Origin of the sequence: Rathayibacter sp. VKM Ac-2835, assembly GCF_013266705.1 — a bacterium.
GTDB lineage: Bacteria > Actinomycetota > Actinomycetes > Actinomycetales > Microbacteriaceae > Rathayibacter.
Window position 1 is genome coordinate 144,197 of the sequence record NZ_JABSNQ010000002.1, and the last position, 25,226, is coordinate 169,422.

Genomic DNA, 25,226 nt, shown 5'->3' on the forward strand with positions numbered 1-25,226 from the left:
GTCAGTCGCGGGCGCGGCGGGTCTGCTTCGCGTTCGCGCGCTGGAGGGCGTCGACGAGCTCGGCCTTCGTCATGCGCGAGCGGCCGGAGACGTCGAGGCGCTTCGCGAGGTCGAGCAGGTGCGCCTTGCTGGCGTTCGCGTCGACTCCGCCGGCCGTGTCGCCGTCGCCGTCGGGGCCGCGCTGGGCGGCGCGGTCGTCGGAGGGGCCGCTCTCGGCCTTGCGCTCCCAGTGGTCGCCGACCTTCTCGTACTCGTGCTTCAGCGCGGCGAAGGCCGTGCGGTGCGCGCGCTCACCCTCGCCGTAGCTGTCGACGGCCGAGTCGTGCGCGGCCGACCACAGCTTCTGCGCGTGCTCGTCCGACCGCTCGATCGTCGACGGGATCTCCTCCTTGGCGGGCATGCTGCCTCCCTCTCGTCGCTCCGACGCTACCCCCGCCGTCCCCCTCCGCGAGATGCCACTTGTGCACGCTTTCGTCGGCGTGTCGCGTACACAAGTGGCATCTCGCGGAGGGGAGGAGGGGACTCCGCAGGTCAGCCGAGGAGGCGGTCCTGAACGAAGGCGCTGGCGAAGCGGCCCGTGGGGTCCCAGGCGGAGCGGAGGGTGCGCCACTCGTCGAGGTGCGGGTAGAGCGGGGCGATGTCGGCGGCGGTCGCCAGGAAGTGCTTGCCCCAGTGGGGGCGGGCGCCGAGCGGGAGCAGCGCGCCCTCGACGGCGGGCAGCACGGCGTCGACGCCGGCGCGGTCCTTCTTGAAGGTGAAGTGGATGCCGACGCTGTCGCGCCCGGACGCGGGGGAGAGCCACTGGTCGTCGCCGGCCATGGTGCGCAGCTCGGTGATCAGCAGGACCTCGTCGATCCGCTCGCCGATCGCGCGCAGGGCGACGAGCGCCTCGCGGATGTTCTCGCGCGGCACCATGTACTCGCTCTGGATCTCGTCGCCGGCGCTCGGCTCGCGGTCGAGGCGGAAGTGCGGCAGGCGCTCCGACCAGGGGCCGACCGAGCCGCCGAACGGGTTGAGGTTCGAGTCGACGCCCTCGGAGACGGCGAACAGCGAGGCGGAGGCGGCGACCGCGCCGAGATGCGTCGCGTCGACGTCGGCGACCGAGCCCTGCTCGACCTTGGTCTTCAGCCAGAGCTGCTCGACGGTGGGGCTCGACCAGTGCGTCATCAGGCTCACGCTGTAGGCGGAGGAGGTGATCGCGTCGAAGTCGTCGAGCACGCGGTCCCAGGGCAGGTCGACGAAGGCGTCCTGGCGGACGTCGAAGGTCGGCTGGATGTCGAGGGTCACCCGGGTGACGACGCCGAACGCGCCGAGGCCGACGACGACGCCCTCGAAGCCTGGCTCGCCGCGGCGGATCGTGCGCAGCGAGCCGTCGGCCGTGACCAGCTCGAGCGCCGAGACGGCGGAGGAGAGGTTGGCGTTGCGGTCGCCCGAGCCGTGGGTGCCGGTCGAGATCGCGCCGGCCACCGAGATGTGCGGGAGCGAGCCCATGTTGTGCAGGGCGTAGCCGTTGCTGTGCAGGTGCGAGGCGACGATGCCGTAGCGGGTGGCTCCGCCGACCGTGATCGTGCTCGCCTCGGCATCGATCACCGGGTCGGAGGCGATGCGGCCGAGGTGCAGCAGCGCCCCCGGAGTGTCGGGGAGGGCGTTGAAGGAGTGGCGGGTGCCGAGCGCGCGGACCCGCTCGTTCTCGCGGACGAGGTTCTGCACCTCGTCGATCGACTCCGGCTCGAGGATGTCGGCGGCGCGGTACTCGTAGGTGCCCGCCCAGTTGCTCCGTTGCGTCATGGCTCCATTCTGCCGGGCTCGCCGCCGGTTTGTTGCCAGGTGCAACGAATCCACGGCGAGCCCTCGGTGACGAGCCTGCGGCGGAGCTCAGTACTCGATGCGTCCGTGCCGGTCGTGGAACTCGCCGGTCGGGCCGTCGGGGCCGAGCAGGGCGAGCGCGACGGTCGCGTCGGTGCCCTCGGTGACGGTCTGGTGCCCGCCGTGGCCGTTGAAGTCGGTCGCGGTGTAGCCGGGGTCGCTCGCGTTGATCCGGAACTCGGGGAGGTTCTTCGCGTACTGCACGGTCAGGGTGATCACCGCGGCCTTCGAGGCGGCGTAGGGGATCGCGGGCACGCCGAACTCGTCACGGCCGGGGGTGACGAGGGCGCGGGGCCAGCCGACTCCGGAGGAGACGTTGACGACGACGGGCGCGGCCGAGCGGCGCAGCAGCGGCAGCGCGGCCTGGGTCACGCGGACGATGCCGACGACGTTCGTCTCGAGGACGCTCGCCATCGCCTCCGCCGACAGGTCGTCGACGCCGAAGGAGGTGCCGAGGATCCCGGCGTTGTTGACGAGGACGTCGAGGGCGGGGAGCGAGGCGAGGGCGGCGTCGACGCTCGCCTGGTCGGTCACGTCGAGCTGCACGACCTGCGCACCGAGCGCTCGGGCGGCGTCGCCCTTCGCGGGGTCGCGCATGCCGGCGTACACGGTGTGGCCGGCCTCGATCAGGCGGCGGGCGGTCTCGAGGCCGAGGCTCTTGTTGGCCCCGGTGATCAGTGTCGTTGTCATGGCTCCATGCTCCGCCCCGCTGCCCCGCCCGCCCAGGCCCCGGTCGACGGGAGGACCAGCAGTACCAGGACCGGACGGCAGCCCCGGGGGATCATGGGGGCATGAGCGAATTCGCGGACGTCCTCCGCTCCTGGCGCGAGCGCGTGACGCCCGCCGAGGTGGGCCTGCCCGCCGGACCGAGCCGCCGGACCGCGGGCCTGCGCCGCGAGGAGCTCGCCGCGCTGGCGGGCGTGAGCGTCGACTACATCGTGCGGCTGGAGCAGGGCCGTGCCGTGCACCCCTCGGCGCAGCTGCTCGGCGCGCTGGCCTGCGCGCTGCGGGTGACGGAGGCGGAGCGCGACCACCTCTACCGGGTCGCGGGGGTCGCGCCGCCGACCGCGACGCAGGTGCCGCAGCACATCACCCCGGGCGTGCAGCGGATCGTCGACCGCTGCGGCGACGTGCCGCTGGCCGTCTTCAGTGCGGCGCACGACATCCTGCTTTGGAACCCGCTCTGGGCGGCGCTGAACGGCGACCCCTCGCGGCACACGGGCCTCGACCGCAATCTGGTCTGGCGCTACTTCACGCAGGGGCACGAGGGCACCGAGTTCGACGACCAGCACGCCGAGGATTTCGCCAACGATCTGGCGGCGGATCTGCGCGCAGCGGTGGGCCGCTACCCGGACGACGCGGCGCTCGCGCACCTGGTGGCGCGGCTGCGCGCGACGTCGCCGGACTTCGAGCGGCGCTGGGCGCTCGCCCGGGTGGCCGAGCACCGCTCCAGCCGGAAGACGGTGACCTCGACGCCGGTCGGAGCGATCACGATCGACTGCGACGTGCTGGCCGTGCCGGGCGGTGACCTGCGGATCGTCGTCTACACGGCGACGCCCGGCTCCACCGACCAGACGCGGCTCGACCTGCTCCGCGTCACGGGGCTGCAGGAGCTCGTGGCGCACTGACCGGGTCGGCCGACCGGTCGTCGGCGGGCGCGCTCGCGCCGAGCCGGTGCCGGCGCTCGATCGCCTGGCCCGCGTAGCCCGCGGCGACGATCAGCGCGGCGCCGACCGCCCCGAGCGGCCCGATCGCCTCGCCTGCGACGACGACGCCGACGAGCAGCGCCCAGACCGGCTCCGTCCCCATCAGGATGCTGGCGCGCGCCGCCGAGGTGCGCCGGACCGCCCAGAGCTGGACCACGAAGGCGAAGACCGAGCAGAGCAGCCCGAGGAAGAGGACGCCGGCCCAGCCGCCGGCGTCGAGGGCCAGGGCGGCCGCGGGCAGGTCCGGCCCGGCGAGCAATGAGAAGACGGCGGCGCAGACGACCAGCTGCACGAGGACCACGCCGAGCGAGCCCTCCGTGCGCCCGCGGACGAGCCGGGCGCTGGCCGTGATGTGCACGGCGCGCACCACGGCCGCCGCGAGCACGAGGGCGTCGCCCCAGGTCGGGGTGCGCAGACCGCCGTCCGAGACGAGCAGGGCGACTCCGACCACGGCGGCCACGGCGGTGACGAAGAAGGAGCGCGGCAGCCAGGAGCGGGAGGCGAGGCCCTCGAGCGCGGGAGTCAGCACCAGGGCGAGGCTGATCAGCAGGCCCGCGTTGGTCGCCGAGGTGAGGTGGACGCCCCAGGTCTCGAGCCCGATGATCGCAGCCTGCGAGGCGCCGAGGAGGGCGGCGACGGCGAGCCCGCGACCGCGGGGGAGGCGCTCGCGACGGGCGAGGCAGAGCAGGGCGAGCGCGGCGGCGGCGGTGAGGAAGCGCAGCGCGACGGTCGAGGGGACGCCGATGTCGGCGGCGACGTCCTTCGCGGCGACGAAGCTCGCGCCCCAGACGGCGGCGACGGCGAGCAGCAGCAGGTCGACGGCGAGGTCGGGGCGGGAGCGGAGGGGCATGGAGTCAGTGTCGCGGGTGCGAAGCGGAAGAGCGATCGGCCGGTTCTTCATCGACGATGAAGCGGAAGCGTGCGGTTAGGCTCGCGGCCATGGACCCCGCCCGCCTCCGCCTGCTCCGCGAGCTCGGTGACCGCGGGAGCGTGGCGGCCGTCGCGGCGGCGCTCGGGGTCAGCCCCTCCGCGGTGTCGCAGCAGCTCGCCGCCCTGCAGGCGGGCGTCCCGGTGCCGCTCACGATGAAGGAGGGGCGGCGGCTCGTGCTCACCGAGGCGGGAGAGGCGCTCGCGATCGCGGGGACGCGGGTGCAGGAGGCGCTCGCCGCGGCGGAGGACACGCTCGGCTCGTTCCTCCGGCACGACGACCGTCCCGTCCGGCTGTCGGCGTTCCACAGCGCGGGGCTCGCGCTCTTCGGTCCGCTGCTCGCGGCGCTCGCCGACGGCCCGCGGGTGGCGCTCGCCGACGCGGACGTCGCGCAGAGCCGCTTTCCGGGGCTGACGGCCGACCACGACCTCGTCGTCGCGCACCGCCTGCCGCAGGATCCGGAGTGGCCGCGGGCCCGGCTGGTCGTCACCCCGCTCCTCGTCGAGCCGCTCGACATCGCGCTGCCGGCCGCGCATCCGCTCGCCGCGCAGCCGAGCATCCGGCCCGAGCAGCTCGCCGACGAGCTGTGGGTCTCGACGCACGAGGGCTTCCCGCTCACGGGCGTGCTCGAGCATCTCGGCGCGCTGATCGGCCGTGCCCCGCGGGTCGCGCACCGGATCAACGAGTTCTCGGTCGCCGCTCGAGTCGTCCGCTCCGGCGCCGCGATCGCGATCCTGCCTCGGATCACCGCGGCGCCGCTCGCGGTCGACGGCATGGTCCTCCGCCCCCTCGAGGGCGCCGGCCTCGTCCGCCACGTCGACGTGCTGGCCCGCCCGGACGCGCTCGCCCGCACGGCCGTCCGCACCGTGCTGGCGGCGCTGCGCCGCGTCGCGGCGGACGCGGCCGGCTGAGGGCTCCACCACTGGCGCCGGCGGATCTACTTGGAAGAGACGCCCGCAGACATGCTGGTCGAGTAGCCCCGCAGGGGCGTATCGAGACCTGCCGTTGTCAGCACGGTGGTCTGCAGGCTGCTCGTCCGGAGCCGGCGGATCTCGATACGCCCGCTTCGCGGGCTACTCGATCAGCATGATCGGCCGGCCCGCTGCGCGCGCTACTCGGTCAGCAGGGACGGGCTGCCGTCTCTCGCCCCGCGGGTGCCTGTCGCCCAGCTGATCGACCGTTCATTCGGGGTGTCTTTCCGAGTGCGATTCCACGAGTCCTTCTTGCTCGATCCGCGTACACTCGAGGGATGAGCACCCTCGCAGGAACGCAGAAGCCCGGTCTCCGGGCGCATCAGGAGGCGACCCGCGCCTCCGTCCCCGAGCTCGTCTCGGGACTCCGCGAGATCATCGGCGTGCGGCTGGTCGCCTACCTCGGGAACGTCAAGTCGACGCGTGCGGTCGCGGAGTGGGCGGACGGCGCCCGGAAGCCCGGCGAGACGGACGTCGATCGACTGCGACTCGCGTACCAGGTCGCGATCCTCCTCCGCGAGCAGAACGAGGCGGTGACCGTGCAGTCCTGGTTCAAGGGCATGAATCCGGCGCTCGGCGACGTCTCGCCGGCCCGTGTGCTGCGCGAGGGTGCGCCGGACGTCGTCGGCCCGGACATCATGGGCGCCGCGAAGGCGTTCGCTTTCATCGGATGACACCGCAGCTGGTCGTCGCGCGAGACCCCGGGGAGATCTGGCGCGTCGGGTATCGCCCGCGGCCCTGGGACTGGCCCGACTGGCGGTACGCCACCGATCACGGTCGCTTCAACGGGCGCTGGGACGATCAGCTCGCGGAGTTCCGGACGCTCTACACCGGCGAGTCCCTCGAGGCGTGCCTCTTCGAGGTGCTGGCGCACTTCCGCCCCGAGCCCGGGATCGACTCCGAACTGGACGAGATCGTGGACGCGGACGGCTGGGTCGAGCTGTTCCCGGACGCGGCGGCGGGAACGGTCGGCCGAGGCTGGGCAGTGGACCGGATGGTCGGGACGGCTCGCCAGACCGGCAGCTACTGCCTCATCACCCACTCCGAGAGCCTCGGCGCCGTCCAGGCGTCTTTCCCGTTCGGGCGGTTCGGGCTGACACCCTGTCTACTCGACGCCTCGGTCGTCAAGAATCCGGACCACCGCGATCTGACCCGGTCCATCGCCCGCTGGCTGTTCGATGAGCCGGGCCCCGACGGCCGTGACGCCGCTCTCGACGGGGTCGCCTTCCGGTCTCGATTCGGCGACGAGCTCCGACTGTGGGCGGTCTTCGAGCGACCGGAGGACGCGGAAGAGGGCGTGAGCCACTGTCTGCTCGACCGGAGTGAGGCGCCCCTCGATGCGGAGGGGCCGGAGCTGTCCCGCGTCTTCGCGGTGCACGGCATCCGCTGGGCCGACGGCCCCTGACGTCGTCCGCCCTTCCGGACGGGCCCGTTCTGAGACTCGCTGTCTGCTGGCTCCACTTCTGGCGCCGAGTGGATCTCGATACGCCCGCTCCGCGGGCTACTCGATCAGCATGAAGGGGCCGACCGCCGCCATTGCTCGATCAGCGTCAAGGGCCACCCGCCGCCGCTGCTCGATCGGCAGGAGGAGACGGCCCGCTGCGCGGGCTGCTCGATCAGCAGGGGAGGGTCGGTTGTCCTCCCAAGGTCCTCCATGGAAAGTGGAGCAACTGCCGCTGAAGAGCGTCGAAGACTCCCTTCTGCGTGGAGGGGGCGGCCGGGATGCGAGGCTGGAAACCTCACCGCAACACGGTTTGTCCCTGCATCGGGGAGCGGGGGCCGTCGCGGCGCGGAAATCCTCCGTGCGACGACGCGCCGGAGTGCCCGGCTGCGGTCGACTGGGTCAGCGCCGCCCCCTCGGCGCGTGCCTTCCCCCGGGTCCGCCCCATCGGGTCCGCCCCACCCCCCCCCCAGCCCTCGACGCCCCTTGGAGCCCGCATGCCCCGCACCGCCCCGTCCCGGTCCCGCCTCCGCTCCGTGCTCGGCGTCCTCGCCGTCGCCGTCGTCGCCGGAACCACGCTCGCCGCCTGCTCCAACGGCTCCGACGCCGCCGAGTCCGGCGACGCCGGCTCGTTCGGCGAGGCCACGATGCAGCTCTCCTGGGTCCCCCACGTCGAGTTCGCGGGCGAGTACCTCGCCGACGCGAACGGCTACTTCGCCGACGCGGGCTTCGACTCCGTCACCCTCACCCCCGGCGGCACCGGCGCGACCGGCGCCGAGACCGCCATCGCGAGCGGCTCCGCCTTCGCCGGCGTCTCCTCGCCGCTGATCACCGGCCCCGCGATCTCGGAGGGCGCCGAGATGAAGATCGTCGGCGCGACCTACCAGAAGAACCCCTTCGCGATCGTCTCGCTGACCGACGCCCCGATCGAGACCCCCGAGGACATGGTCGGCAAGACCATCGGCGTCAGCGACAGCAACGACCTGGTCTGGCGCGCCTTCCTCGCCGCGAACGACATCGACGAGGGGGACGTCACCCGCGTGCCGCTCACCGACTCCACCCTGCTCACCACCGGCCAGGTCGACGGCTACATCGGCTACGCGACCGCCGGCGCCAACACGCTCAACCAGCGCGGCTTCTCGGCGCAGCAGTTCCTGCTCGCCGACACCGGCCTGCCGATGGTCGGCGAGACCATCGTCGTGGCGCAGGAGAGCATCGACGACGATCGCGAGAAGGTCAAGGCGCTGCTCTACGCGGTCGCCCGCGGCTGGCAGGACGCCGTCGCCGACCCGGACGCGACCGCCGCGACCGTCGTCGCCGACTACGCCGCCGACCAGAACTACAAGGTCGAGGAGCAGGCGCAGGTCATGGTCACCCAGACCGAGCTGATCAGCACCCCCGACACCGACGCGAACGGCCTGCTCACCATCACGCCGCAGCTGCAGGACGAGTCGGTCGCCTCGCTCGCCCTCACCGGCATCGAGCTCGACGCCGACGAGCTCTTCGACACCACGCTGATCGACGAGGTCTACGAGGAGCACCCGGAGCTGCTCGAGGGCTGACCCTCGCCGGCCGGGCCCTGCGAAGGACCCGGCCGCAGCACCACGACGGACCGCGCGGAGAGGACGAGCAGTTGACCACCATCGAGAACGAGGGCATCCGCCTGTCGGGCCTGAGCAAGCGCTTCGACCTGGGGAACCGGTCCGTGCAGGCCCTCGCCGAGGTCGACCTCGTCACTCCGCGCGGCTCCTTCCTCTCGCTGCTCGGCCCCTCCGGCTGCGGCAAGTCGACGATCCTGCGGATGCTGGCGGGCCTGGAGAAGCCGACCACCGGCTCCGTCTCGATCCACGGCACGCCCGTGCTCGGCACCAAGCGCTCGGCCGAGCTCGGCATCGCGTTCCAGGACTCGGCGCTGCTGCCGTGGCGCTCGGTGCGCTCGAACGTCCGGCTGCCGCTGGAGCTCACCAAGCAGGCGGCGAAGCGCGACAGCATCCCGGACCTGCTCGACCTCGTCGGGCTGACCGGATTCGAGGACGCCTACCCCTCGCAGCTCTCCGGCGGCATGCGCCAGCGCGCCTCGATCGCCCGTGCGCTGGTCGTGCAGCCCGATCTGCTGCTGCTCGACGAGCCGTTCGGCGCCCTCGACGACATGACCCGGCAGCGGCTCAACCTGGAGCTGCAGCGGATCTGGACCGCGCGGCCCGCGACCACGCTGATGGTCACCCACGGCATCGCCGAGGCGATCCTGCTCTCGGACACGGTCGCGGTGATGTCGCCGCGTCCCGGCCGCATCGTCGAGGTGATCGACATCGACCTGCCGCGCCCGCGCACCGTCGAGATGCTGCGCAGCCCCGAGTTCCACGCGATCGAGGACCGCATCACCGACATCCTCTTCTCCCAGCACGGTGTCGCGATGGAGGACGAGGCGTGACGCCCTGGATCCGCACCAACTGGCGCGTCTTCGCCGGGCTCGCCGTCTTCGTGGCGGTCTGGTGGATCCTCGCCGACACCGTCTACCGCGAGAGCCGCGCCGTGCCGAGCCCCGGCGCGATCATCGCCGCGTTCGTCCGCGACGGTCCGCTCTTCTACCTCCGCAACGTCGGCGACACCGTGCTCGCCGCCGGCCAGGGCTACCTCTGGGGCAACCTCGCGGCGCTGGCGCTGGCCGCCGTCGCGCTGCTGCTCCCGTGGACCCACCGCGTGATCGAGCAGATCGGCGTGATCAGCCACTGCCTGCCGCTGACCGCGGTCGGCCCGGTCATCCTGGTGATCTTCGGCGGCCGCACCACCTCGATCTTCCTCGCGGCGCTGCTCGTCTTCTTCACCACCCTGATCGGCGCGCTGCTCGGCGTCCGCTCGGCCCCGCGCACCGCGCTCGACCTCGTCTCCGCCTACCGCGGCGGACGCTGGGCGAAGATCGTCAAGGTGCAGGCCATCGCGGCCGTGCCCGCGACGATCACCGCGCTGCAGGTCGGCGTGCCGGCGGCCATCCTCGGTGCCGTGCTCGGCGAGTACCTCGGCGGAGTGACCACCGGCCTCGGCGTCGCCCTCGCGGTCGCGCAGCGCCAGATGGACGTCGAGCGGGCCTGGGCCTTCGCCGTCACCAGCGGACTCGTCACGATCATCGGCTACGCGCTGATCGCGGCGCTCGGCCGCTGGCTGATGCCGCTGGTCGTCGGCCGCCCGCGCGCCGCTCGCCGCCGCACTCGCGTCGAGGTCGCCCGCAGCACGGGAGGCGTCGTATGAGCACCGCCACCCGCACCCCCTCCTCGTCGCGAGCCGCCCGCCGGCCGAGCGACCTCACCGGCCGGATGGTGCTCCGCATCGTCCGCGGCGAGCTCGTGCCGCTCGCCGTCGCCGCGGTCCTCGCGCTCGCGTTCTGGTACGCCTTCCTCGCGATCACCGACATCTCGCCGCTGCTGGGCAAGACGCCGACCGACGTCGCCGAGTACCTCTTCGTCGAGGCGGACGCCGCGGAGAACCGCGCGATCGTCTTCGGCAACCTCGGCGTGACGGCCGTCGACGCGCTCGTCGGCTACGTCGCGGGCCTGCTGGTCGCTCTCGCGATCGCGGTTCTCTTCGTGCTGATCCGCTCGCTCGAGGCGACGGTGATGCCGATCGCGATGCTGCTGAAGTCGATGCCGCTGATCGTGGTGACGCCGCTGGTGACCCTGGCGATCGGCAACGGGATCGGCGCCGTCGCCACCGTCGGCGCGATCGCGGTGTTCTTCCCCGCGCTGGTCACGGTCGGCTTCGGCCTCCGCTCGCTCTCGCGCGAGTCCTTCGAGCTGGTCTCGGTCTACGGCGGCTCGCCGCTGGACGTGCTGCTCAAGGTGGCGCTGCCGACCGCGGTGCCGGCGATCTTCGCGGCCGCCAAGGTCGCGGTGCCCTCCGCGCTCAGCGGCGCGATGCTGGCCGAGTGGCTGGCGACGGGGCAGGGCCTCGGCGGTGCGGTGCAGCGCGCCTCCGCCGGGTTCCGCTACGACGAGCTGTGGGCGTCGCTCGCGGTGATCACGGCGCTGGGAGTCGTCGCCTACGCGGTCGTCGCGATCGGCGAGCGACTGGCAGCCGTCCGCTTCGGCGGACAGAACTGAGGACGGACATGAGCACCACCACGAGCATCACCGGCGCCGTCTGGGACGGCACCCGCGCCCTCGGCACGGCGACCCTGGCCTGGAGCGGCGACGCGATCGCCTCCGTCGAGGGGGCGGCGGGCGACGGCGGCGGGCTCTCGATCATCCCCGGCCTCGTCGACACCCATGTGCACCTCGGCGCCTACTCCGGCGAGGGCACGGCCGACTTCGCCTCCTGGCCGCTGGTCACCCCGCGCGAGGAGCGCGTCTTCCACATCGCGAACAATGCGCGGAAGGCGGCTCGCGCGGGCGTCACCACGCTGCGCGACCTCGGTGCCGACGAGCTGCAGATGACCGTGGCGCGGATGTTCGAGCAGGGCATCGCGGAGGGTCCGCGGATCGTCACCCACGGCGCCGTCGGCATGACCGCCGGCCACGGCGACCTCTTCGTGCCGCCGCACTACCCGCACCGCGACCGCGTCGCCGACAGCCCCGACGAGTGCCGCCGCCTGGTGCGCACCTGGGCGCGGGCCGGCGCGGACGGCATCAAGATCTACACCAGCGGCGGCGTGCTCTCGATGGGCGACAAGGTCGGCTGGCGGAACCAGACCGACGAGGAGATCGCCGCCACCATCGACGAGGCGCACGCGCTCGGGATGCCGGTCGCGGCGCACACCCACTCCGTCGTCGGCCTCGACCGCGCGCTCGCGCTCGGCGTCGACTCGATCGAGCACGGCACCGCGATCGGCCCGCAGCACTGGGCCACGCTCGTCGAGCGGAACCTGCCCGTCGCGCCGACCCTCTTCATCAACGACGTGATCGCGGCCGGCCGGGCGCCGTCGTCGCCGGAGGCGTCGCTCAAGGCGCAGGACGTGGTCGCCGTGCGCGACGCGGGCTTCCTCGCCGCGGGCGAGGCCGGGGTGCGCTTCGTGCTCGGCACCGACGCGAACGGCGTCTACGTCGACTGGGGCGAGCAGCTCGACGAGGTGCGGCGGATGCGCGAGTCGTTCGGCTGGACGTCCGAGCGGGCGCTCGTCGCGGCCACCTCGGACGCCGCGGCCGTCGTCGGACTCGGTGCGAAGGTCGGCCGCCTCGCTCCGGGCTTCGGCGCCGACTTCGTCGTGCTCCGCGGCCGCCCGTGGGAGAGCATCGACGACCTGCGCGCCGAGAACATCGTCGCCGTCGTCTCGCGCGGCCGCGTCGTCTCCGGGGAGCTGCCGCGATGACCGCCACCGCGACCCGCCGCTTCGTGACCGCGGAGGCGCTCGGCGCTCCCCGCGGCGCGTACAGCCACGCCGTCGAGGCGCACGGCGTCGTCTACGGCTCGGCGATCGGGCCGTTCGCACCGGGCGACGGCTCGGTGCCGGAGGGCACGGTCCCGGAGGGGATCACCGCGCAGACCGCCGCGGCCCTCGACAACATCGAGCGGCTGCTCGCCACGGAGTTCGGCCTCGGGCTCGGCGACGTGGTGCGGATCACGATGATCCTCAGCGACTTCGAGCGCGACTTCGCCGCCGCCTCCGCGGTCTACGGGGCGCGGTTCGCCGTCGATCCGCCGGCCCGCACCGTCATCGGCGCGGTGCTGCCGGGGCCGCTCGTGGCGCTGGACTTCATCGCGGCGCGTCCCTGAACCTGCTCTCCGCTCCCCACCGCCCGCACCACCGCCGGCACCGACGAAAGGCTCCCGTGACCTCCGACTCCTTCCTCCTCGGTCTGCCCAAGGTCGAGCTGCACGTGCACCTGGAGGGGACGCTCGAGCCCGAGCTGCGCGTGCGGCTCGCCGAGCGCAACGGCCTGCCCGTGCCCGAGGCACTCGCCTACGACTTCGACTCGCTCGCCTCGTTCCTCGCCGTCTACTACCCGGCGATGGACGTGCTGCGCGAGGAGCAGGACTTCTACGACCTCGCGACGGCCTACTTCCGCCGGGCCGCGGCGGACGGGGTGGTCCGCGTGGAGGCGTTCTTCGATCCGCAGGCGCACACCTCGCGCGGAGTGCCGTTCGAGGCGGTGATCGGCGGCTACCACCGCGCCGCGCAGGACGCCGCGCAGCTGGGCGTGGACGCCGCGCTGATCCTCTGCTTCCTCCGCGACCTGTCGGCCGAGAGCGCGGCGGAGACGCTCGAGCGCGCGCTGCCGTTCGCCGACCGGCTGATCGGCGTGGGCCTGGACTCGGACGAGCGCGGCAACCCGCCGGCCAAGTTCCGCGAGGTCTTCGCGCGGGCCCGTGAGGCCGGCCTGCGCCTGACGATGCACTGCGACGTCGACCAGCCCAACGGCGTCGAGCACCTGCGCCAGGTGCTCGAGGAGATCGGCGTGGACCGGATCGACCACGGCACGAACATCGTCGAGGCGCCCGAGCTGATCGACGTGCTCGTCGAGCGCGGCCTCGCGCTGACCTGCTGCCCGCTGTCGAACTCCTTCGTCTCGAGCGACTCGAAGGCGCCCGAGATGCGCGCGCTGCTCGAGCGCGGCGTGCGGGTGACGGTCAACTCCGACGACCCGGCCTACTTCGGCGGCTACATCGCCGACAACTACGCGGCGCTCGCCGATGCGGGCTTCACCCGCGACGAGCTGGTGCAGCTCGCCCGCAACTCGGTGCTCGGCTCGTGGGCGTCCGACGCGGCGAAGGCGGAGCTGCTCGGGCGGATCGACGCGTACGCGGGCTGACCTTCGGGCGGAGCTGCACGAGTGGACGAGGACCGGGGCCTGACTCAGCTGTGACGCTCCGTCGGGGTCCGGTCGCGCGCTCGCAGCTCTTCGAGTGGACGCGTGCCGGGGTCTGCTGCGAAGGCGGAGCCCGTTCCGCGTCCAGTCGCGCTGGCGCGCTCCGGCCGCTCAGTGCTGGTGCTCGTCCTCCCAGCGGGGGAACGGGTCGGCGAGGGTGCGCCAGAGGTCCGGGCCGGCGAGGAGCTCGCGGGGCGTGAGCAGGCAGCCGTGCAGGACGCGGGTCAGCTCGTCGACGTCGAGATCGCGGCCGAGGAAGACGATCTCCTGGCCGACGGGGGCGTCGACGCTCCAGCTCCGGATCGACGTCGGGTCGAGGCTGACGACGTCGCCGGCGATCGACCAGGACGCGACGCGGTCGGCGCGGCTGGCGAGCCGGACCAGGCCGCGCGAGCGGAGGATCCGGCCGACCCGGTGCGGGACGAAGTCCGTGGCGACCGCCGCGTTCAGGCGGCCGGGGTGGAACGGCAGCGGATCGCGGAAGACGAACGCGGTCACCGATCCCGCGTCGCCGGGGACGCCGCGGAGGGCCCGCTGCCAGCCCAGGTCCGAGGCGAGGCGGTGCGCGCGCTGCGGGGTGAGGACGGCGCGGCGCTGCCGGTAGCGGTCGAGGTCGCGCTCGGTGAGGATCTCCGCTCCCGGTGAGAGCGCCCGCAGCAGGTCGACGGCGGGCGAGGCTCCGGCGCCGTCGCCGTCGGTCAGGACGATGAGGCCCGCGAACTCGAGGCGCGTCGCGAGTCGCTCGGCGCGGTCCCACTGCTGGGGCCCGAGGTCCTCGGCACCCTCGCCGAGCAGCACCCGGGTCACCTCGTCGACCGAGGTGACGGCGACGACGTCGAGGACGCCGATCCGGGTGTCGCCGGGGTGCCGCCGGCTGCAGAGGTGCTCGAGGACGAGGGCGACCTCCATCGGGTCGGCGACCGGGTCGATCGACAGGACGGTGATCCCGCTCTCGCCGTCGTCGGCCTGCCGGGCGAGCTCGGCGGCCAGCTCCGCCGCGAACTCGGCGCTGTCCGAGTCCGGCAGGTCGACGGCGAAGCACTCGACGGCGGTGACGCCGCCGGTCAGCAGCCGGGCGACCCGGGCGCTCTCGCAGGCGTCGGTCGCGCTCACCAGCGTGACGGCGAGGACGGGCGGGCGGTGGATCGGGCTCGGAGTCTCCATGACGAGCTACTCTAAACGATAATCGTTATCAACTAGAAGGAGCACTCGTGAAGGTCCGCAACTCGCTGAAGTCCATGAAGTCGATGCCGGGGTCGCAGGTGGTGCGCCGCCGCGGCCGGGTCTTCGTCATCAACAAGCTCACCCCGCGGTTCAAGGCCCGCCAGGGCTGAGGCAGGGGCCGTCCTCGAGGGCGGTGGCCGCGGTCACCCCTCGAGGGCGTGCCGGACCGCGTCGTCGACGATGTGACTGACGTGCGTGTCGGCGACGGAGTAGTGCGCCTCGCGCCCGATCCGCTCGACGGCGACCAGGCCGGCGGAGCGCAGGGTGCGCAGGTGCTGCGAGACGAGGGGCTGCGAGAGCCCGGTGGTCTCGGCGAGGTGCCCGACGGTCGACCGCTCCGTCGCCAGCGTGCGCAGCAGGCGCAGCCGCGAGGAGGAGGAGAGCACCTTGAACAGCTCGGCGGCGGGCTCGAGATCCTCGGTCATCTGCGCCTCCCCGTCATCTGCTCATCCAAGCAGACGTGCATGGATCGCGCGTCATGCCGGTCGAGCAGCCCCGCAGGGGCGTATCGAGACCCGCCGCCCCCGAAGCCGCCTCAGTGGGCGAGGGCGCCCTCGCTCTGCAGGCGGCCGTCGGCCAGCGGCACGACGCGGTCGGCGAGAGCGATCACGGCCGGGTCGTGCGAGACGCAGACCACCGTGACGCCGCGCTCCGCCTCGGCGCGCAGGATCTCGCGGATGCGCTCGGCGCTCGCCGCATCGAGTCCGGTCGTCGGCTCGTCCAGGAGGAGCAGATCGGCGCCGCGCGCCAGCCCCTGCGCGAGCAGCGTCCGCTGCCGCTGCCCGCCGGACAGCACGGCGAACGCCTCGCCCGCGAGCGCGGAGATCTCGAGGCGCTCCATCGCCGCGGCGACCACCGCGCGCAGCTCCGCGCCGACGCGGCGCCAGCGGCCGGTGCGCCCCCAGACGCCGACCGTCACGACGTCGCGGACGGTCACGGGCAGGCGGTCGGAGACGGCGGTGCGCTGGGGGACGAAGGCGATCGCGGGGGAGACCGAGCGCTCGCCCCGAGTGGGCTGCCGCGTCCCGGCGATCACCTCCAGCAGCGTCGACTTGCCCGCCCCGTTCGGGCCGGCGACGACGGCCAGCGAGCCCGGCGGCAGGTCGAGATCGACGCCGTCCAGTGCGGTCCGACCGCCGAAGTCGACGCCGATCCCGCGGAGGGCGACGCGGGGGGAGGGCTGCTGGCTGATGGACACGATCCCGAGCGTACCAGTTTGATAATCGTTCTCATTATCCGTTACGGTCGGGCACCATGCCTGCCCTCCTCTCCGGGATCCTCGAGCCGTTCGCGCTCGACTTCCTCCAGCGCGCCCTCGTCGGCGGCGCTCTCGTCGCCGTCCTGTGCGGCGTCGTCGGGACCTGGGTCGTGATCCGGGGCATGGCCTTCCTCGGCGAGGCGCTCGCCCACGGCATGCTCCCCGGCGTCGCGCTGGCGACCGTGCTCGGCGCGCCCGTGCTGGTCGGCGGGGCGGTGAGCGCCGTCGCGATGAGCCTCGGCATCGCCGCGCTGCAGCGCCGGGGCCGGCTGTCCTACGACACCAGCATCGGCATGCTCTTCGTCTCGATGCTCGCGCTCGGCGTGATCATCATCAGCCACTCGGGCAGCTTCGCCACCGACGCGACCTCGATCCTGTTCGGCGACATCCTCGCCATCGCGCCCCTCGACCTGGTGCTGCTGGCGATCGCCGCCGGCGTCGGGCTCGCGGTCGCGGCGGTCTTCCACCGCTCGCTGGTGGCGCTCGCACTCGACCACCGGATCGCCGCCGTCCTCGGGCTCGGGCCGCGCTCGGCCCAGGCCGCGCTGGTCGGGCTGGTGACGCTCGCGGTCGTCGCCTCGTACCAGGCCGTCGGCTCGCTCCTGGTCGTCGGGCTGCTCCTCGCGCCGGCGGTGGCCGCCGGGCACTGGACGACGCGGATCCCGACCCGGATGGCGCTCGCCGCCGTGCTCGGCGTGCTCTCCGTGCTCGTCGGGCTGCTCGTGTCCTGGTACGCGGCGACCGCCGCGGGCGCCTCGGTCGCCGCCACCGCCCTCGCCGTCTCGGGACTGTCCTGGGCGCTGCGGGCGGCGACGGCCGCGCGTCATCCGCGCCGAGCCGGTGCCGCCGTCCCCGCCTGACCGCCACCTCCTCCGCCCCGCTCGTCCCCCTCCGAAAGGACCCCGTGCTCTCCCGCTCCACTCGCTCCTCGCGCATCGCCCTGGCGCTCCTCCTGGGCGCCCTCGCCCTCGCGGCCTGCTCCGCCGATCCCGCCGCCCCGACCGCGGACGACGCGATCGGCGAGGGCCACGGCGCGATCTCCGGAGCCGCGGAGCTCGCCGAGCCCGCCCTCGGACTCACCTGGATCGATCCGGCGGGGGCCGTCTCGCACCTGGACCTGCTCGACGAGAGCGTCGCCGAGCTCGGCACGATCGGCGCGCCCTCGGCGCTGACGACCGACGGCCGCTACCTCTTCGCGCAGACCGCCGCCGGCGTCGAGATCGTCGACAGCGGCGTCTGGACCTGGGATCACGTCGACCACTTCCACTACTACCGCGCCGAGCCGACTCTGCTCGGCACCGTCGCGGGCGCGGGCGAGGCCGTCGTCGCCACCACCAACCTCTCGACCACCGGCGGCACCGGGGTGCACTTCCCCGAGTCGGGCGAGGCGGTGCTGCTCGACACCGAGGCGCTGTCGAAGGGCGGGATCGTCGAGTCGTTCCGCCTCGACGGCGAGCCGGGGCCCGGGATGGTCGTCCCGGTCGGCTCCTTCGCGCTCGTCGCCGAGGGCGCGGGGGAGTCGGCGTCCGTGGCCGGCTACACGGCCGACGGCGAGCCCACCGGCCTCCGTGAGGAGTGCCCGCAGCCGGCGGGGACGATCACCACCCGGGTCGGCGCGGTGATCGGCTGCGCGGACGGCGCGCTGCTCGCCTCCGTCGACGGCGAGGAGCTCGTCGTCGAGCGGATCCCCTACCCGGCCGGCGCGATCGCGCCAGCCACCACGAGCTTCGCGAACCGCGAGGGCCGCCCGACCGTCGCCGGGCTCGCCGGCAGCGACGGGATCTGGCTGCTCGACACCCGCGCCCGCTCGTGGTCGCTGCTCCCCGCTCCCGCGCCGCTGGCGCAGGTGACCGCCGTCGACGACGAGGACCACCACGTGCTGGCGCTGGGGCAGGACGGCCGGGTGCTCGTGCTCGACGGCGAGGACGGCTCGGTGCTCGCGCAGACCGAGCCCCTCGCGGCCGAGTCGCTCGCCGCGGGTCTCGCCCCGACGCTCATCGCCGACCAGCAGCGCGCCTACCTCAGCGCGCCCGCCGAGCGGCGCCTGCACGAGATCGACTACGCCGACGGAGCCCGCCTCGCGCGCAGCTTCGAGACGGCGAGCGAGCCGGCGTTCACCGCCGAGACGGGCCGGTGAGCATGCGACGCCCCCGGCGCCGCCCGCTCCGCCGCCGCGCGACGCTCGCCGCGGCCGCCGTCGCGCTGCTCGCGCTCACCGGCTGCTCGGCCGGCGCGGACGACCGCCCGCTGGTGATCGTCTCGACCAACATCCTCGGCGACGTCGTCGAGCGGCTGGTCGGCGAGGAGGCCGAGGTCGTGACGCTGATGAAGCCGAACGCCGATCCGCACTCCTTCGAGATCTCCGCACAGGAGGCGGCGCGGCTGCGCTCGGCCGACCTCGTCGTCTCCAGCGGCCTGGGCCTCGAGGAGGGGCTGCAGCAGCACCTCGACGCCGCGGCCGCCGAGGACGTGCCGGCCTTCGTGGCCGGCGACGCGATCGAGGTGCTCGACTACCGCGAGGGCGACGCCGAGGGCAGCCCGGACTCGCACTTCTGGACCGACCCGGCGCGCATGATCGACGTCGTCGACGCGCTCGCTCCCGCGCTGGCCGGCCTCGACGGCGCCGATCCCGCGGCCCTCGAGCGCAGCGCCGCCGAGTACCGCGCCGAGCTGGAGGCGCTCGACGCCGAGATGACGGCGGCCTTCGCCGCGATCCCGGAGGAGCGCCGCGCCCTCGTCACCAACCACCACGTCTTCGGCTACCTCGCCGACCGCTTCGACTTCGACGTCGTCGGCGCGGTCATCCCCGGCGGCACCACCCTCGCCGCGCCGTCCGCCTCCGACCTCGCCGACCTCGTCGACGCGGTCGAGACCACCGGCGTCCCCACGATCTTCGCGGAGTCCTCGTCTCCCGACCGCCTGGTCCAGGCGCTCGCGAGCGAGGCCGACATCCGCGTCGAGGTGGTCGAGCTGTTCACCGAGTCCCTCACGGGGCCCGAGGGCGGCGCTCCCGACTACCTCAGCATGATGCGCGTGAACACGCAGCGCATCGCCACCGGGCTCTCACCGTGAGAGCCCACGACCAGCATCAGGAGAACCACACCGCCATGCCAAGCACCCCCTTCCGCCGAGCCGGCCTCGGCCTGCTCGCCCTCGGCACGATCGCGACCCTCGCGGCCTGCTCGTCGAGCAGCGCCCCCGCGGCCGACTCGACCGCCGATGCCACCCCGACCGCCGCCGCGTCCTCGGCCGGCCGCGTCGCCGTCGCCTACGAGGGCGGCGTCCTCGTCCTCGACGGCGAGACCCTCGAGACCGTGGCCGACCTGGACTCCGAGGAGTTCACCCGGCTGAACCCGGCCGGCGACGGCCGCCACGTCATGGTCACCATGAGCGAGGGCTTCCAGCTCCTCGACACCGCGGCCGGCACCGACGGCGAGCCCGAGCTCACCGACGTCGTCTTCGCCGCCGACACCCCCGGCCACGTCGTCCGTCACGGCAGCAAGACGATCCTCTACGCCGACGGCACCAGCGACACGACCGTCATCGAGACCGCCGACCTCGCCGCCGCCGAGGGGGCGCCCGAGGTCGAGACCATCCCGGGCGTCGAGGCGCACCACGGCGTCTCGATCGTCCTCGAGGACGGCACCTTCCTGACGACCGTCGGGAACGCCGACGGCCGCACCGGCATCGAGGTGCGCGACGCCTCCGGTGCCGTGGTCGCCACGAACGACCAGTGCCCCGGCGTGCACGGCGAGGGCACGGCCGAGAACGAGGTCGTGGTCTTCGGCTGCGAGAACGGCGCCCTCGTCTACGACGGCGGCGAGATCACCAAGCTCGAGGCGCCCGACCAGCCCTACGGCCGGATGGGCAACGCCTGGGTCAGCGAGACCAGCCCGATCGTCGTCGGCGACTACAAGGACGACCAGGACGCCGAGGGCTACCTCCTGCACCGCCTCGCGCTGATCGACACCGAGGCGAAGACCCTCGACGTCGTCGACCTGCCCGAGGGCGTCGAGTACACCTTCCGCGGCGTCGCCCGCGGCCCGGAGGACCTCGCCTACCTGATCGGCTCCGACGGAGCGGTCCACGTGATCGACCCGGAGACCGGCGCGATCAGCGACTCGTACCCCGTCGTCGACGCCTGGGAGAGCCCGGTCGAGTGGCAGGACCCGCACCCCGCCATCACGGTCGCCGGTGGGATCGCCTACGTCACCGACCCCGCGGCGAACAGCGTCCACGCGCTGGACCTGACCACCGGCGAGGTCGTCTCGACGGCCGAGCTGGAGGTCACGCCGAACGAGATCGCGGTCGCCGCGAGCTGACGGCCGGACGACGAAGAGGGCGCGGGGCGTGAAGCCCCGCGCCCTCCGTCGCTGCCGCGGTCCGTCGACGGGTCAGTCGGCGGTGCGGTTCCGGCGGCGACGGGCGCCGACGAGCACGCCGAGCGCGCCGAGCAGACCGAGGATCCCGGCGGCCGGCAGCGCGGACGCCGTGTCGACGCCGGTCTGGGCGAGACGGGCCGCGGAGGCCGTCTTCGTGCCCGAGCTCTTCGCGCTCGTGCCGCCGGACGCCGCGTCGGCAGCGGCCGGGGTCGAGTTCGAGCCGACGCCTGCGCGGGCGTGCGCCGAGGCGTCGACGGCGTTCTGCAGGGAGCCCGTTCCGTCCGCGACGCTCTCGCCGGCGGCGGTCGAACCGGGTGCGGCGGTCGCAGGGGCTCCCGCGGTCGTCGCCGTGCCGGCGGTCGTGCTCGTCGTCGCGGTCGTCTCGGTGCCGGCCGTCGTGCCCGACGTCGCGGTCGTCTCCGTGCCGCCCGTCGTGACGACCGGGAGCTCGCCCGGGGTGAGGGCGACGGCGGGGCCGTCGGCGTCGCGGAGGCGCATCTCGCCGATCGCAGCGATCGTGTACGACCCTCCCTCCCCGTCGATGCCGAACTCGCTCGAGTAGCGGACGATGCCGGCGTCCAGATCGGCCTGGGTGACGGTCGTCTGCTGGGTGGTGTCCTCGACGTAGCCGCTGCGGCCGGGAGTCAGCACGAGGGTGGTTCCGCCGATCCTGACGGTGTCGGGCGCGGAGTGGTGGAAGGTGACGATCCACCTCACGACGGTGCCGACCGTCACCTGCTCACCGGGCTCCAGGTCGGGAACCGCCCGTACCGACGCGGTCACGCGGTCGGCGGCGGGAGCCGGTGCGGCCTTCGGGAGGGTCAGTTCTCCGTGCGCGCGGACGATCTGCTGGGCGCCGTCCGCGCCGACGTCGAATCTGCTCCGGTACGTGACGACGCCGGCGTCGAGGTCGGCCTGGGTGAGCCTCGTCGGCGGGAGGTCGTCCTCGACCTCGGCGCTCTCTCCGGGTCCGATGCGGACGAGGGCCTTGAGGACCTTGACGATGTCGGGGGTGTCGTTGTGGAGGGTGATCGTCCACGTCACCGGCGTGCCGACCGTCGGCTTCTCGCCGGGCTTGAGGTCGAGCGCTCCCCGCACGGTGGCGGTCACGCCGTCCGTCGTGACGGCGGGGGTGGCGGGGGCAGCGGGGGCGGTGGGCGTCGTGGTCGGGGTCGCGGGCTGCGACGGCGGAGGGGTCGGTGTGCTCGCGGGGAGGCGGAGGTCGCCGTCGACGCGGAGGATCGAGTGTCCGACGGGCGCGACGATGTCGTAGCGGCTCCGGTAGCTGACGTGACCGGCGTCGAGGTCGGCCTGGGTGAGCGTGGTCGGCGGGAGGTCGTCCTCGACCTCGGCGCTCTCGCCGGGTTCGAGGTGGAGGAGGGCGCCGAGGACGTCGACGGCGTCCGGGGTGCTGTTGTGGAGGGTGACGATCCACGTCACCGGCGTGCCGACCCGGGGCTTCTCGCCGGGCTTGAGGTCGAGCGCTCCCCGCACGGTCGCGGTCACGCCGTCCGTCGTGGCGGCGGACGCGGGCGGAGTGGGCTGCTGCTGGGGAGTCGAGACCGGCGTCTCCGTCGCGGCGGCGGTCTCGGCGGCCGGCGCGTCCTCGATCGTGGGCGCCTCGGTCGCGGGCGCCTCGGTCGCGGGCGCGGTCGGCGCCTGAGCGGCGGAGGCCGGTGTCTCCGCGGTGGTGGTCGCGGTCGGAGCGGGCGCCTGCGGGGTGTCCGCGGTGGTGGAGGCGCGGGGGGCGGGCGCCGGGTCGGTGTCGCGCGCGACCGACGCGGGGGCGTCGTCCCCGGTGGTGGTCGCGGGCGCTGCAGCGGACTGCACGTCGGCGGCGTCCTGCACGGCCGAGCCGGCGGAGACGGGAGCGGTGATCTCGTCGGCCTGCGCCACGAGGGCGGTGGAGCCGAGCAGGCAGGCGCTCAGCGTGAGAGAGGCGGCGAGGGTGAGCGGTGTGCCGAGGGACCGGCGGGGTCCCTGAGGGTCGAGGCGGCGGGGGGTCATGAGAACTCCTAGGCGGTGTCGATCGGAATGACGAGTGAAGCTCGGAGACGATCGCACCGCCGGACCCGGTCTCGCGCATCGGTGGCGCAGTTGAGGCACTCAGGCGTGAGAAGAAGGAAATGGCGCAGATCGGGCAGCCTCGTCGTGAGGGCGCGTCGGAGCTAGAGGAAGCGCAGCGCCAGGTGCAGATCGACGCGGTCGGCCATGGCGGAGAGGTCGCGGCCGGTCAGCGCCTCGATCCGCTGCATCCGGTAGCGGAGGGTGCTCGCATGCAGGTGCAGGCGGTCGGCGGCCTGGCGCCAGGAGCCGCCGCTCTCGAGGAAGACGCGGAGGGTCTCGACCATGTCGCTGCGGTGCTCGTCGTCGTAGCGGACGAGCGGCCCGAGGACGGCGAGCGCGAACGCCGCGCGGGTGCGCGGGGCGACCAGCTCGAGCAGGGCGTCGCTGGAGACGGGGACCGTGTGCTCGACGATCGAGACGGCCTCGTCCGAGGCGGCACCGCGTGCGCGCTCGCGCGCGGCGAGCAGCGAGACGCCGAGCTGGGACACGGTGCGCGACGCGTCGCCCACGCCGATCGCGATCCGGCGCTCGTGCAGCAGCCACGGAGCCGCCTCCACGGCCGAGCGCAGCGCGGGCCCGGGGGAGGCCGTGCCCTCCGCGGGGTCGCCGAGCAGCAGCACGGCGGCGCCGTCGAGCACCGCGCCCAGAGCCAGCGCGTGCTCGCGCTCGGCGGCCGCGCGCAGCGGCAGCAGCAGCGCCTCCGGAGGCAGGGACGTGTCGTCGGAGCGCGCGACCACCACCCGGAGCGGCGCCCCGAGGCGCCCCCCGAGCATCCGCAGCCGGACGGCGGTCTCGGACTCGGGCAGCTCGTCGTGCAGGAGCGCCCGGAGCAGGTCGAGCAGCGGCACGGCCGACGCGCGCTCGCGCTGGCGGGCGAGGTCGAGCCGGCCGGCGACCGCGCCGGCGAGCAGCTCGACGCCGTCCGCGGTCTCGTCCGACCAGCCCCGCTGATCGCCGGTGACGACGAGCACCCCGAGCCGCTCGCCGGCGGCGGAGAAGAGGGCGCGGCGGGAGAGCGAGCGGCCGTGCTCGGTGACCTCCCAGCGGCTGTCGGGGGAGGCGAGCGACGCCTCCCAGGCGGCGCCGTAGTCGGCGGCCGTGGGCAGCCCGCCGGCCGAGGCGACCAGCGTGCCGGCCCGGTCGACGGCCCAGCTGCCGTGCGCGAACTCCTCGAAGAAGGCTCGCAGCGCGACCTGCACGCCCTCGCCCGAGGCGGGGTCGGCGAGCAGGCGCCGCGCGAACCGGGCCTCGCGGCCGAGCGTCGGCAGGTCGGCCTGCGCGATCACTCCGGCGACCGTCTGCGCGATGGTCTTGAACGACACGTCCGGGGCGACCGTCAGCAGGGCGACGCCGTGCCGGCGGCAGACCTCGAGCATGCCCGCCGGCAGCGAGCCGACGGCGATCAGGCCGACGACGATGGCGACGACCCCGCGGTCGGCGACGCCGCCGACGAACCGCTCGACGCTCTCCCGGCCCGAGGTCCAGAGCGCGCTGGTCAGGACGACGTCGCCGGGGGAGAGGAAGCGGCCGGGATCCGGAAGGTCGATCGTGTACGTGCCCGAGATCGCGCGGGCGAGCTGGACGTCGTCGCCGCCGACGAGGGTGAGCTGCAGCTCGGGGTGGCCGAGCAGCTCGCGGACGTTCACGCTCTCAGACTAGGCCGGGGCGCGCGCCTCAGCGGATGCCGCTGCGGGCGAAGCCCTGGACGAAGTAGCGCTGGAAGGCGAGGAACAGCAGCACCATCGGCAGCACCGACACCAGCGCGAGCGCCATGCTCGCGGAGTAGTCGGGCGTCGACTGGCCCTTGAGGTAGAGCAGGCCGATCGGCAGGGTGAACAGCTCGTTGTCCTTCAGCGCGATCAGCGGCCAGGCGAAGTCGTTCCAGCTGCCCAGCAGCGTGAGCAGGATCAGCACCGCGACGAGCGGCTTGCTCAGCGGCAGGACGATCTGCAGGAACACCCGCAGGTGGCCCGCCCCGTCGATCCGCGCGGCCTCGATCAGCTCCTCCGGGATGGAGAGGAAGAACTGCCGGGCGAGGAAGATGCCGAACGCGGCCGCCGCTCCGGGCAGGATCACCGACCAGTAGGTGCCGTAGATCTGCAGCCCGGTGACGAGCTTGAACTGGGCGACCATGATCGCCTGCACCGGGATCATCATCGTCGCGAGCGCCAGCAGGAAGAGCAGGTTGCGGCCCGGGAAGCGCAGTCGCGCGAAGCCCCAGCCCGCCAGCAGGTTGAGCACGACCGTGAAGGCGGTGACGAAGGCGCCGATGACGACGGAGTTGACGAACCACTCGCCGACCGGGAAGCGGGCGAAGACGGTCGCGAAGTTCTCCAGCGAGATCTCGCTCGGCCAGAACCGCGGCGGGCCGGGCGAGAAGACCTCGCCGCGCGGCGAGAACGCGATGACGAGCATCCAGTAGAGCGGGAAGAAGACGATCGCCGAGGCGAGCACGGCGACGACGATGCGCAGGACGAGCCCGGCGCGGGAGCCGTCGCGGGTGGAGCGGCGGCGCTTCGGCGCCTCGCGGACGGTCGCGGCCGCGACGGCGGCGGGCGTGGTGAGGGTGGAGGACGTCACGGGAGG

The 25,226-nt window shown here is 73.7% G+C and carries 26 protein-coding genes; 16 read left to right on the forward strand and 10 right to left on the reverse strand.

Features of this window, described 5'->3' with window-relative positions:
• Nucleotide 1: 1 nt before the first annotated feature.
• The 3 genes from HRK28_RS08600 to HRK28_RS08610 form a co-directional block, all read right to left on the reverse strand.
• The gene (locus tag HRK28_RS08600; RefSeq protein WP_159421879.1) at nucleotides 2-400 is read right to left on the reverse strand and encodes a ChaB family protein; all 399 of its coding nucleotides are present in this window, start codon (nucleotides 398-400) and stop codon (nucleotides 2-4) included.
• Nucleotides 401-531: 131 nt separating this feature from the next.
• On the reverse strand, nucleotides 532-1,788 hold the full coding sequence (locus tag HRK28_RS08605) for a D-arabinono-1,4-lactone oxidase (protein ID WP_173251113.1): 1,257 nt from the start codon (nucleotides 1,786-1,788) through the stop codon (nucleotides 532-534).
• A gap of 87 nt (nucleotides 1,789-1,875) precedes the next feature.
• On the reverse strand, nucleotides 1,876-2,556 hold the full coding sequence (locus tag HRK28_RS08610; RefSeq protein WP_173251114.1) for an SDR family NAD(P)-dependent oxidoreductase: 681 nt from the start codon (nucleotides 2,554-2,556) through the stop codon (nucleotides 1,876-1,878).
• 101 nt (nucleotides 2,557-2,657) lie between these two features.
• Here HRK28_RS08610 and HRK28_RS08615 point away from each other — a divergent pair, with 101 nt between their 5' ends.
• Nucleotides 2,658-3,494 (forward strand): helix-turn-helix transcriptional regulator, encoded by an 837-nt coding sequence (locus tag HRK28_RS08615; protein ID WP_173251115.1) that lies wholly within the window; start codon nucleotides 2,658-2,660, stop codon nucleotides 3,492-3,494.
• Here the strand turns inward: HRK28_RS08615 and HRK28_RS08620 are convergent.
• A complete protein-coding gene (locus HRK28_RS08620; RefSeq protein WP_173251116.1) occupies nucleotides 3,463-4,422 on the reverse strand; it encodes a DMT family transporter in 960 nt (319 codons plus the stop codon). The genes HRK28_RS08615 and HRK28_RS08620 overlap by 32 nt on opposite strands.
• 89 nt (nucleotides 4,423-4,511) lie before the next feature.
• Here HRK28_RS08620 and HRK28_RS08625 point away from each other — a divergent pair, with 89 nt between their 5' ends.
• From HRK28_RS08625 to add, 10 genes are all read left to right on the forward strand, one after another.
• Entirely contained in the window at nucleotides 4,512-5,411 is a 900-nt protein-coding gene (locus HRK28_RS08625; RefSeq protein ID WP_173251117.1) for a LysR family transcriptional regulator, read from the forward strand.
• Nucleotides 5,412-5,749: 338 nt separating this feature from the next.
• A complete protein-coding gene (locus HRK28_RS08630; protein WP_173251118.1) occupies nucleotides 5,750-6,145 on the forward strand; it encodes a hypothetical protein in 396 nt (131 codons plus the stop codon).
• Nucleotides 6,142-6,876 (forward strand): RES family NAD+ phosphorylase, encoded by a 735-nt coding sequence (locus tag HRK28_RS08635; protein ID WP_173251119.1) that lies wholly within the window; start codon nucleotides 6,142-6,144, stop codon nucleotides 6,874-6,876. Before HRK28_RS08630 ends, HRK28_RS08635 begins: the two co-directional genes overlap by 4 nt.
• A gap of 533 nt (nucleotides 6,877-7,409) precedes the next feature.
• Nucleotides 7,410-8,474 (forward strand): ABC transporter substrate-binding protein, encoded by a 1,065-nt coding sequence (locus HRK28_RS08640; RefSeq protein WP_160091057.1) that lies wholly within the window; start codon nucleotides 7,410-7,412, stop codon nucleotides 8,472-8,474.
• A 71-nt stretch (nucleotides 8,475-8,545) separates the two neighbouring features.
• Nucleotides 8,546-9,343 (forward strand): ABC transporter ATP-binding protein, encoded by a 798-nt coding sequence (locus tag HRK28_RS08645; RefSeq protein ID WP_160091056.1) that lies wholly within the window; start codon nucleotides 8,546-8,548, stop codon nucleotides 9,341-9,343.
• Nucleotides 9,340-10,158, forward strand: a complete 819-nt coding sequence (locus HRK28_RS08650) for an ABC transporter permease (protein ID WP_160091055.1) — start codon at nucleotides 9,340-9,342, stop codon at nucleotides 10,156-10,158. The genes HRK28_RS08645 and HRK28_RS08650 overlap by 4 nt, the downstream gene beginning before the upstream one ends.
• Nucleotides 10,155-11,006: an ABC transporter permease gene (locus tag HRK28_RS08655; RefSeq protein WP_160091054.1), complete on the forward strand. Its 852-nt coding sequence runs from the start codon at nucleotides 10,155-10,157 to the stop codon at nucleotides 11,004-11,006. Before HRK28_RS08650 ends, HRK28_RS08655 begins: the two co-directional genes overlap by 4 nt.
• A gap of 8 nt (nucleotides 11,007-11,014) precedes the next feature.
• Nucleotides 11,015-12,211 carry an amidohydrolase family protein gene (locus HRK28_RS08660; protein WP_160091053.1) on the forward strand — a complete coding sequence of 399 codons (1,197 nt, stop codon included), beginning with the start codon at nucleotides 11,015-11,017 and terminating at the stop codon, nucleotides 12,209-12,211.
• A complete protein-coding gene (locus tag HRK28_RS08665) occupies nucleotides 12,208-12,615 on the forward strand; it encodes a RidA family protein (protein ID WP_160091052.1) in 408 nt (135 codons plus the stop codon). The genes HRK28_RS08660 and HRK28_RS08665 overlap by 4 nt, the downstream gene beginning before the upstream one ends.
• A 56-nt stretch (nucleotides 12,616-12,671) precedes the next feature.
• On the forward strand, nucleotides 12,672-13,652 hold the full coding sequence (gene add, locus HRK28_RS08670) for an adenosine deaminase (protein WP_160091051.1): 981 nt from the start codon (nucleotides 12,672-12,674) through the stop codon (nucleotides 13,650-13,652).
• A gap of 168 nt (nucleotides 13,653-13,820) precedes the next feature.
• On the opposite strand, the gene HRK28_RS08675 is transcribed toward add, so the two are convergent.
• On the reverse strand, nucleotides 13,821-14,873 hold the full coding sequence (locus tag HRK28_RS08675) for a GTP-binding protein (protein WP_173251120.1): 1,053 nt from the start codon (nucleotides 14,871-14,873) through the stop codon (nucleotides 13,821-13,823).
• Between the two features lie 47 nt (nucleotides 14,874-14,920).
• Here HRK28_RS08675 and ykgO point away from each other — a divergent pair, with 47 nt between their 5' ends.
• Entirely contained in the window at nucleotides 14,921-15,043 is a 123-nt protein-coding gene (gene ykgO, locus HRK28_RS08680; RefSeq protein WP_160091049.1) for a type B 50S ribosomal protein L36, read from the forward strand.
• A gap of 33 nt (nucleotides 15,044-15,076) precedes the next feature.
• Here the strand turns inward: ykgO and HRK28_RS08685 are convergent, their stop codons facing one another.
• Together HRK28_RS08685 and aztA are read right to left on the reverse strand one after the other, a co-directional pair.
• Entirely contained in the window at nucleotides 15,077-15,358 is a 282-nt protein-coding gene (locus HRK28_RS08685) for a helix-turn-helix transcriptional regulator (protein ID WP_173251121.1), read from the reverse strand.
• A gap of 110 nt (nucleotides 15,359-15,468) precedes the next feature.
• Nucleotides 15,469-16,131 (reverse strand): zinc ABC transporter ATP-binding protein AztA, encoded by a 663-nt coding sequence (gene aztA, locus HRK28_RS08690; RefSeq protein WP_173251122.1) that lies wholly within the window; start codon nucleotides 16,129-16,131, stop codon nucleotides 15,469-15,471.
• 56 nt (nucleotides 16,132-16,187) lie between these two features.
• Between aztA and aztB the strand changes: the two genes are divergently transcribed.
• Genes aztB through aztD form a run of 4 tightly spaced genes read left to right on the forward strand, consistent with a single transcriptional unit; the run spans nucleotide 16,188 to nucleotide 20,513 of the window.
• Nucleotides 16,188-17,051: a zinc ABC transporter permease AztB gene (gene aztB, locus HRK28_RS08695; RefSeq protein WP_160091046.1), complete on the forward strand. Its 864-nt coding sequence runs from the start codon at nucleotides 16,188-16,190 to the stop codon at nucleotides 17,049-17,051.
• A 44-nt stretch (nucleotides 17,052-17,095) separates the two neighbouring features.
• Nucleotides 17,096-18,328 (forward strand): ABC transporter, encoded by a 1,233-nt coding sequence (locus HRK28_RS08700; RefSeq protein WP_173251123.1) that lies wholly within the window; start codon nucleotides 17,096-17,098, stop codon nucleotides 18,326-18,328.
• 2 nt (nucleotides 18,329-18,330) lie between these two features.
• Nucleotides 18,331-19,263 (forward strand): zinc ABC transporter substrate-binding protein AztC, encoded by a 933-nt coding sequence (gene aztC, locus HRK28_RS08705; protein WP_173251954.1) that lies wholly within the window; start codon nucleotides 18,331-18,333, stop codon nucleotides 19,261-19,263.
• Between the two features lie 35 nt (nucleotides 19,264-19,298).
• Nucleotides 19,299-20,513, forward strand: coding sequence for a zinc metallochaperone AztD (aztD, locus tag HRK28_RS08710; protein WP_173251124.1), 1,215 nt, complete (start codon nucleotides 19,299-19,301; stop codon nucleotides 20,511-20,513).
• Between the two features lie 72 nt (nucleotides 20,514-20,585).
• On the opposite strand, the gene HRK28_RS08715 is transcribed toward aztD, so the two are convergent.
• From HRK28_RS08715 to HRK28_RS08725, 3 genes are all read right to left on the reverse strand, one after another.
• On the reverse strand, nucleotides 20,586-22,580 hold the full coding sequence (locus tag HRK28_RS08715) for an LPXTG cell wall anchor domain-containing protein (protein WP_173251125.1): 1,995 nt from the start codon (nucleotides 22,578-22,580) through the stop codon (nucleotides 20,586-20,588).
• 161 nt (nucleotides 22,581-22,741) lie between these two features.
• Nucleotides 22,742-24,286: a PucR family transcriptional regulator gene (locus HRK28_RS08720; RefSeq protein WP_173251126.1), complete on the reverse strand. Its 1,545-nt coding sequence runs from the start codon at nucleotides 24,284-24,286 to the stop codon at nucleotides 22,742-22,744.
• A 28-nt stretch (nucleotides 24,287-24,314) separates the two neighbouring features.
• The gene (locus HRK28_RS08725) at nucleotides 24,315-25,220 is read right to left on the reverse strand and encodes a carbohydrate ABC transporter permease (RefSeq protein ID WP_367948376.1); all 906 of its coding nucleotides are present in this window, start codon (nucleotides 25,218-25,220) and stop codon (nucleotides 24,315-24,317) included.
• Between the last annotated feature and the right edge of the window lie 6 nt (nucleotides 25,221-25,226).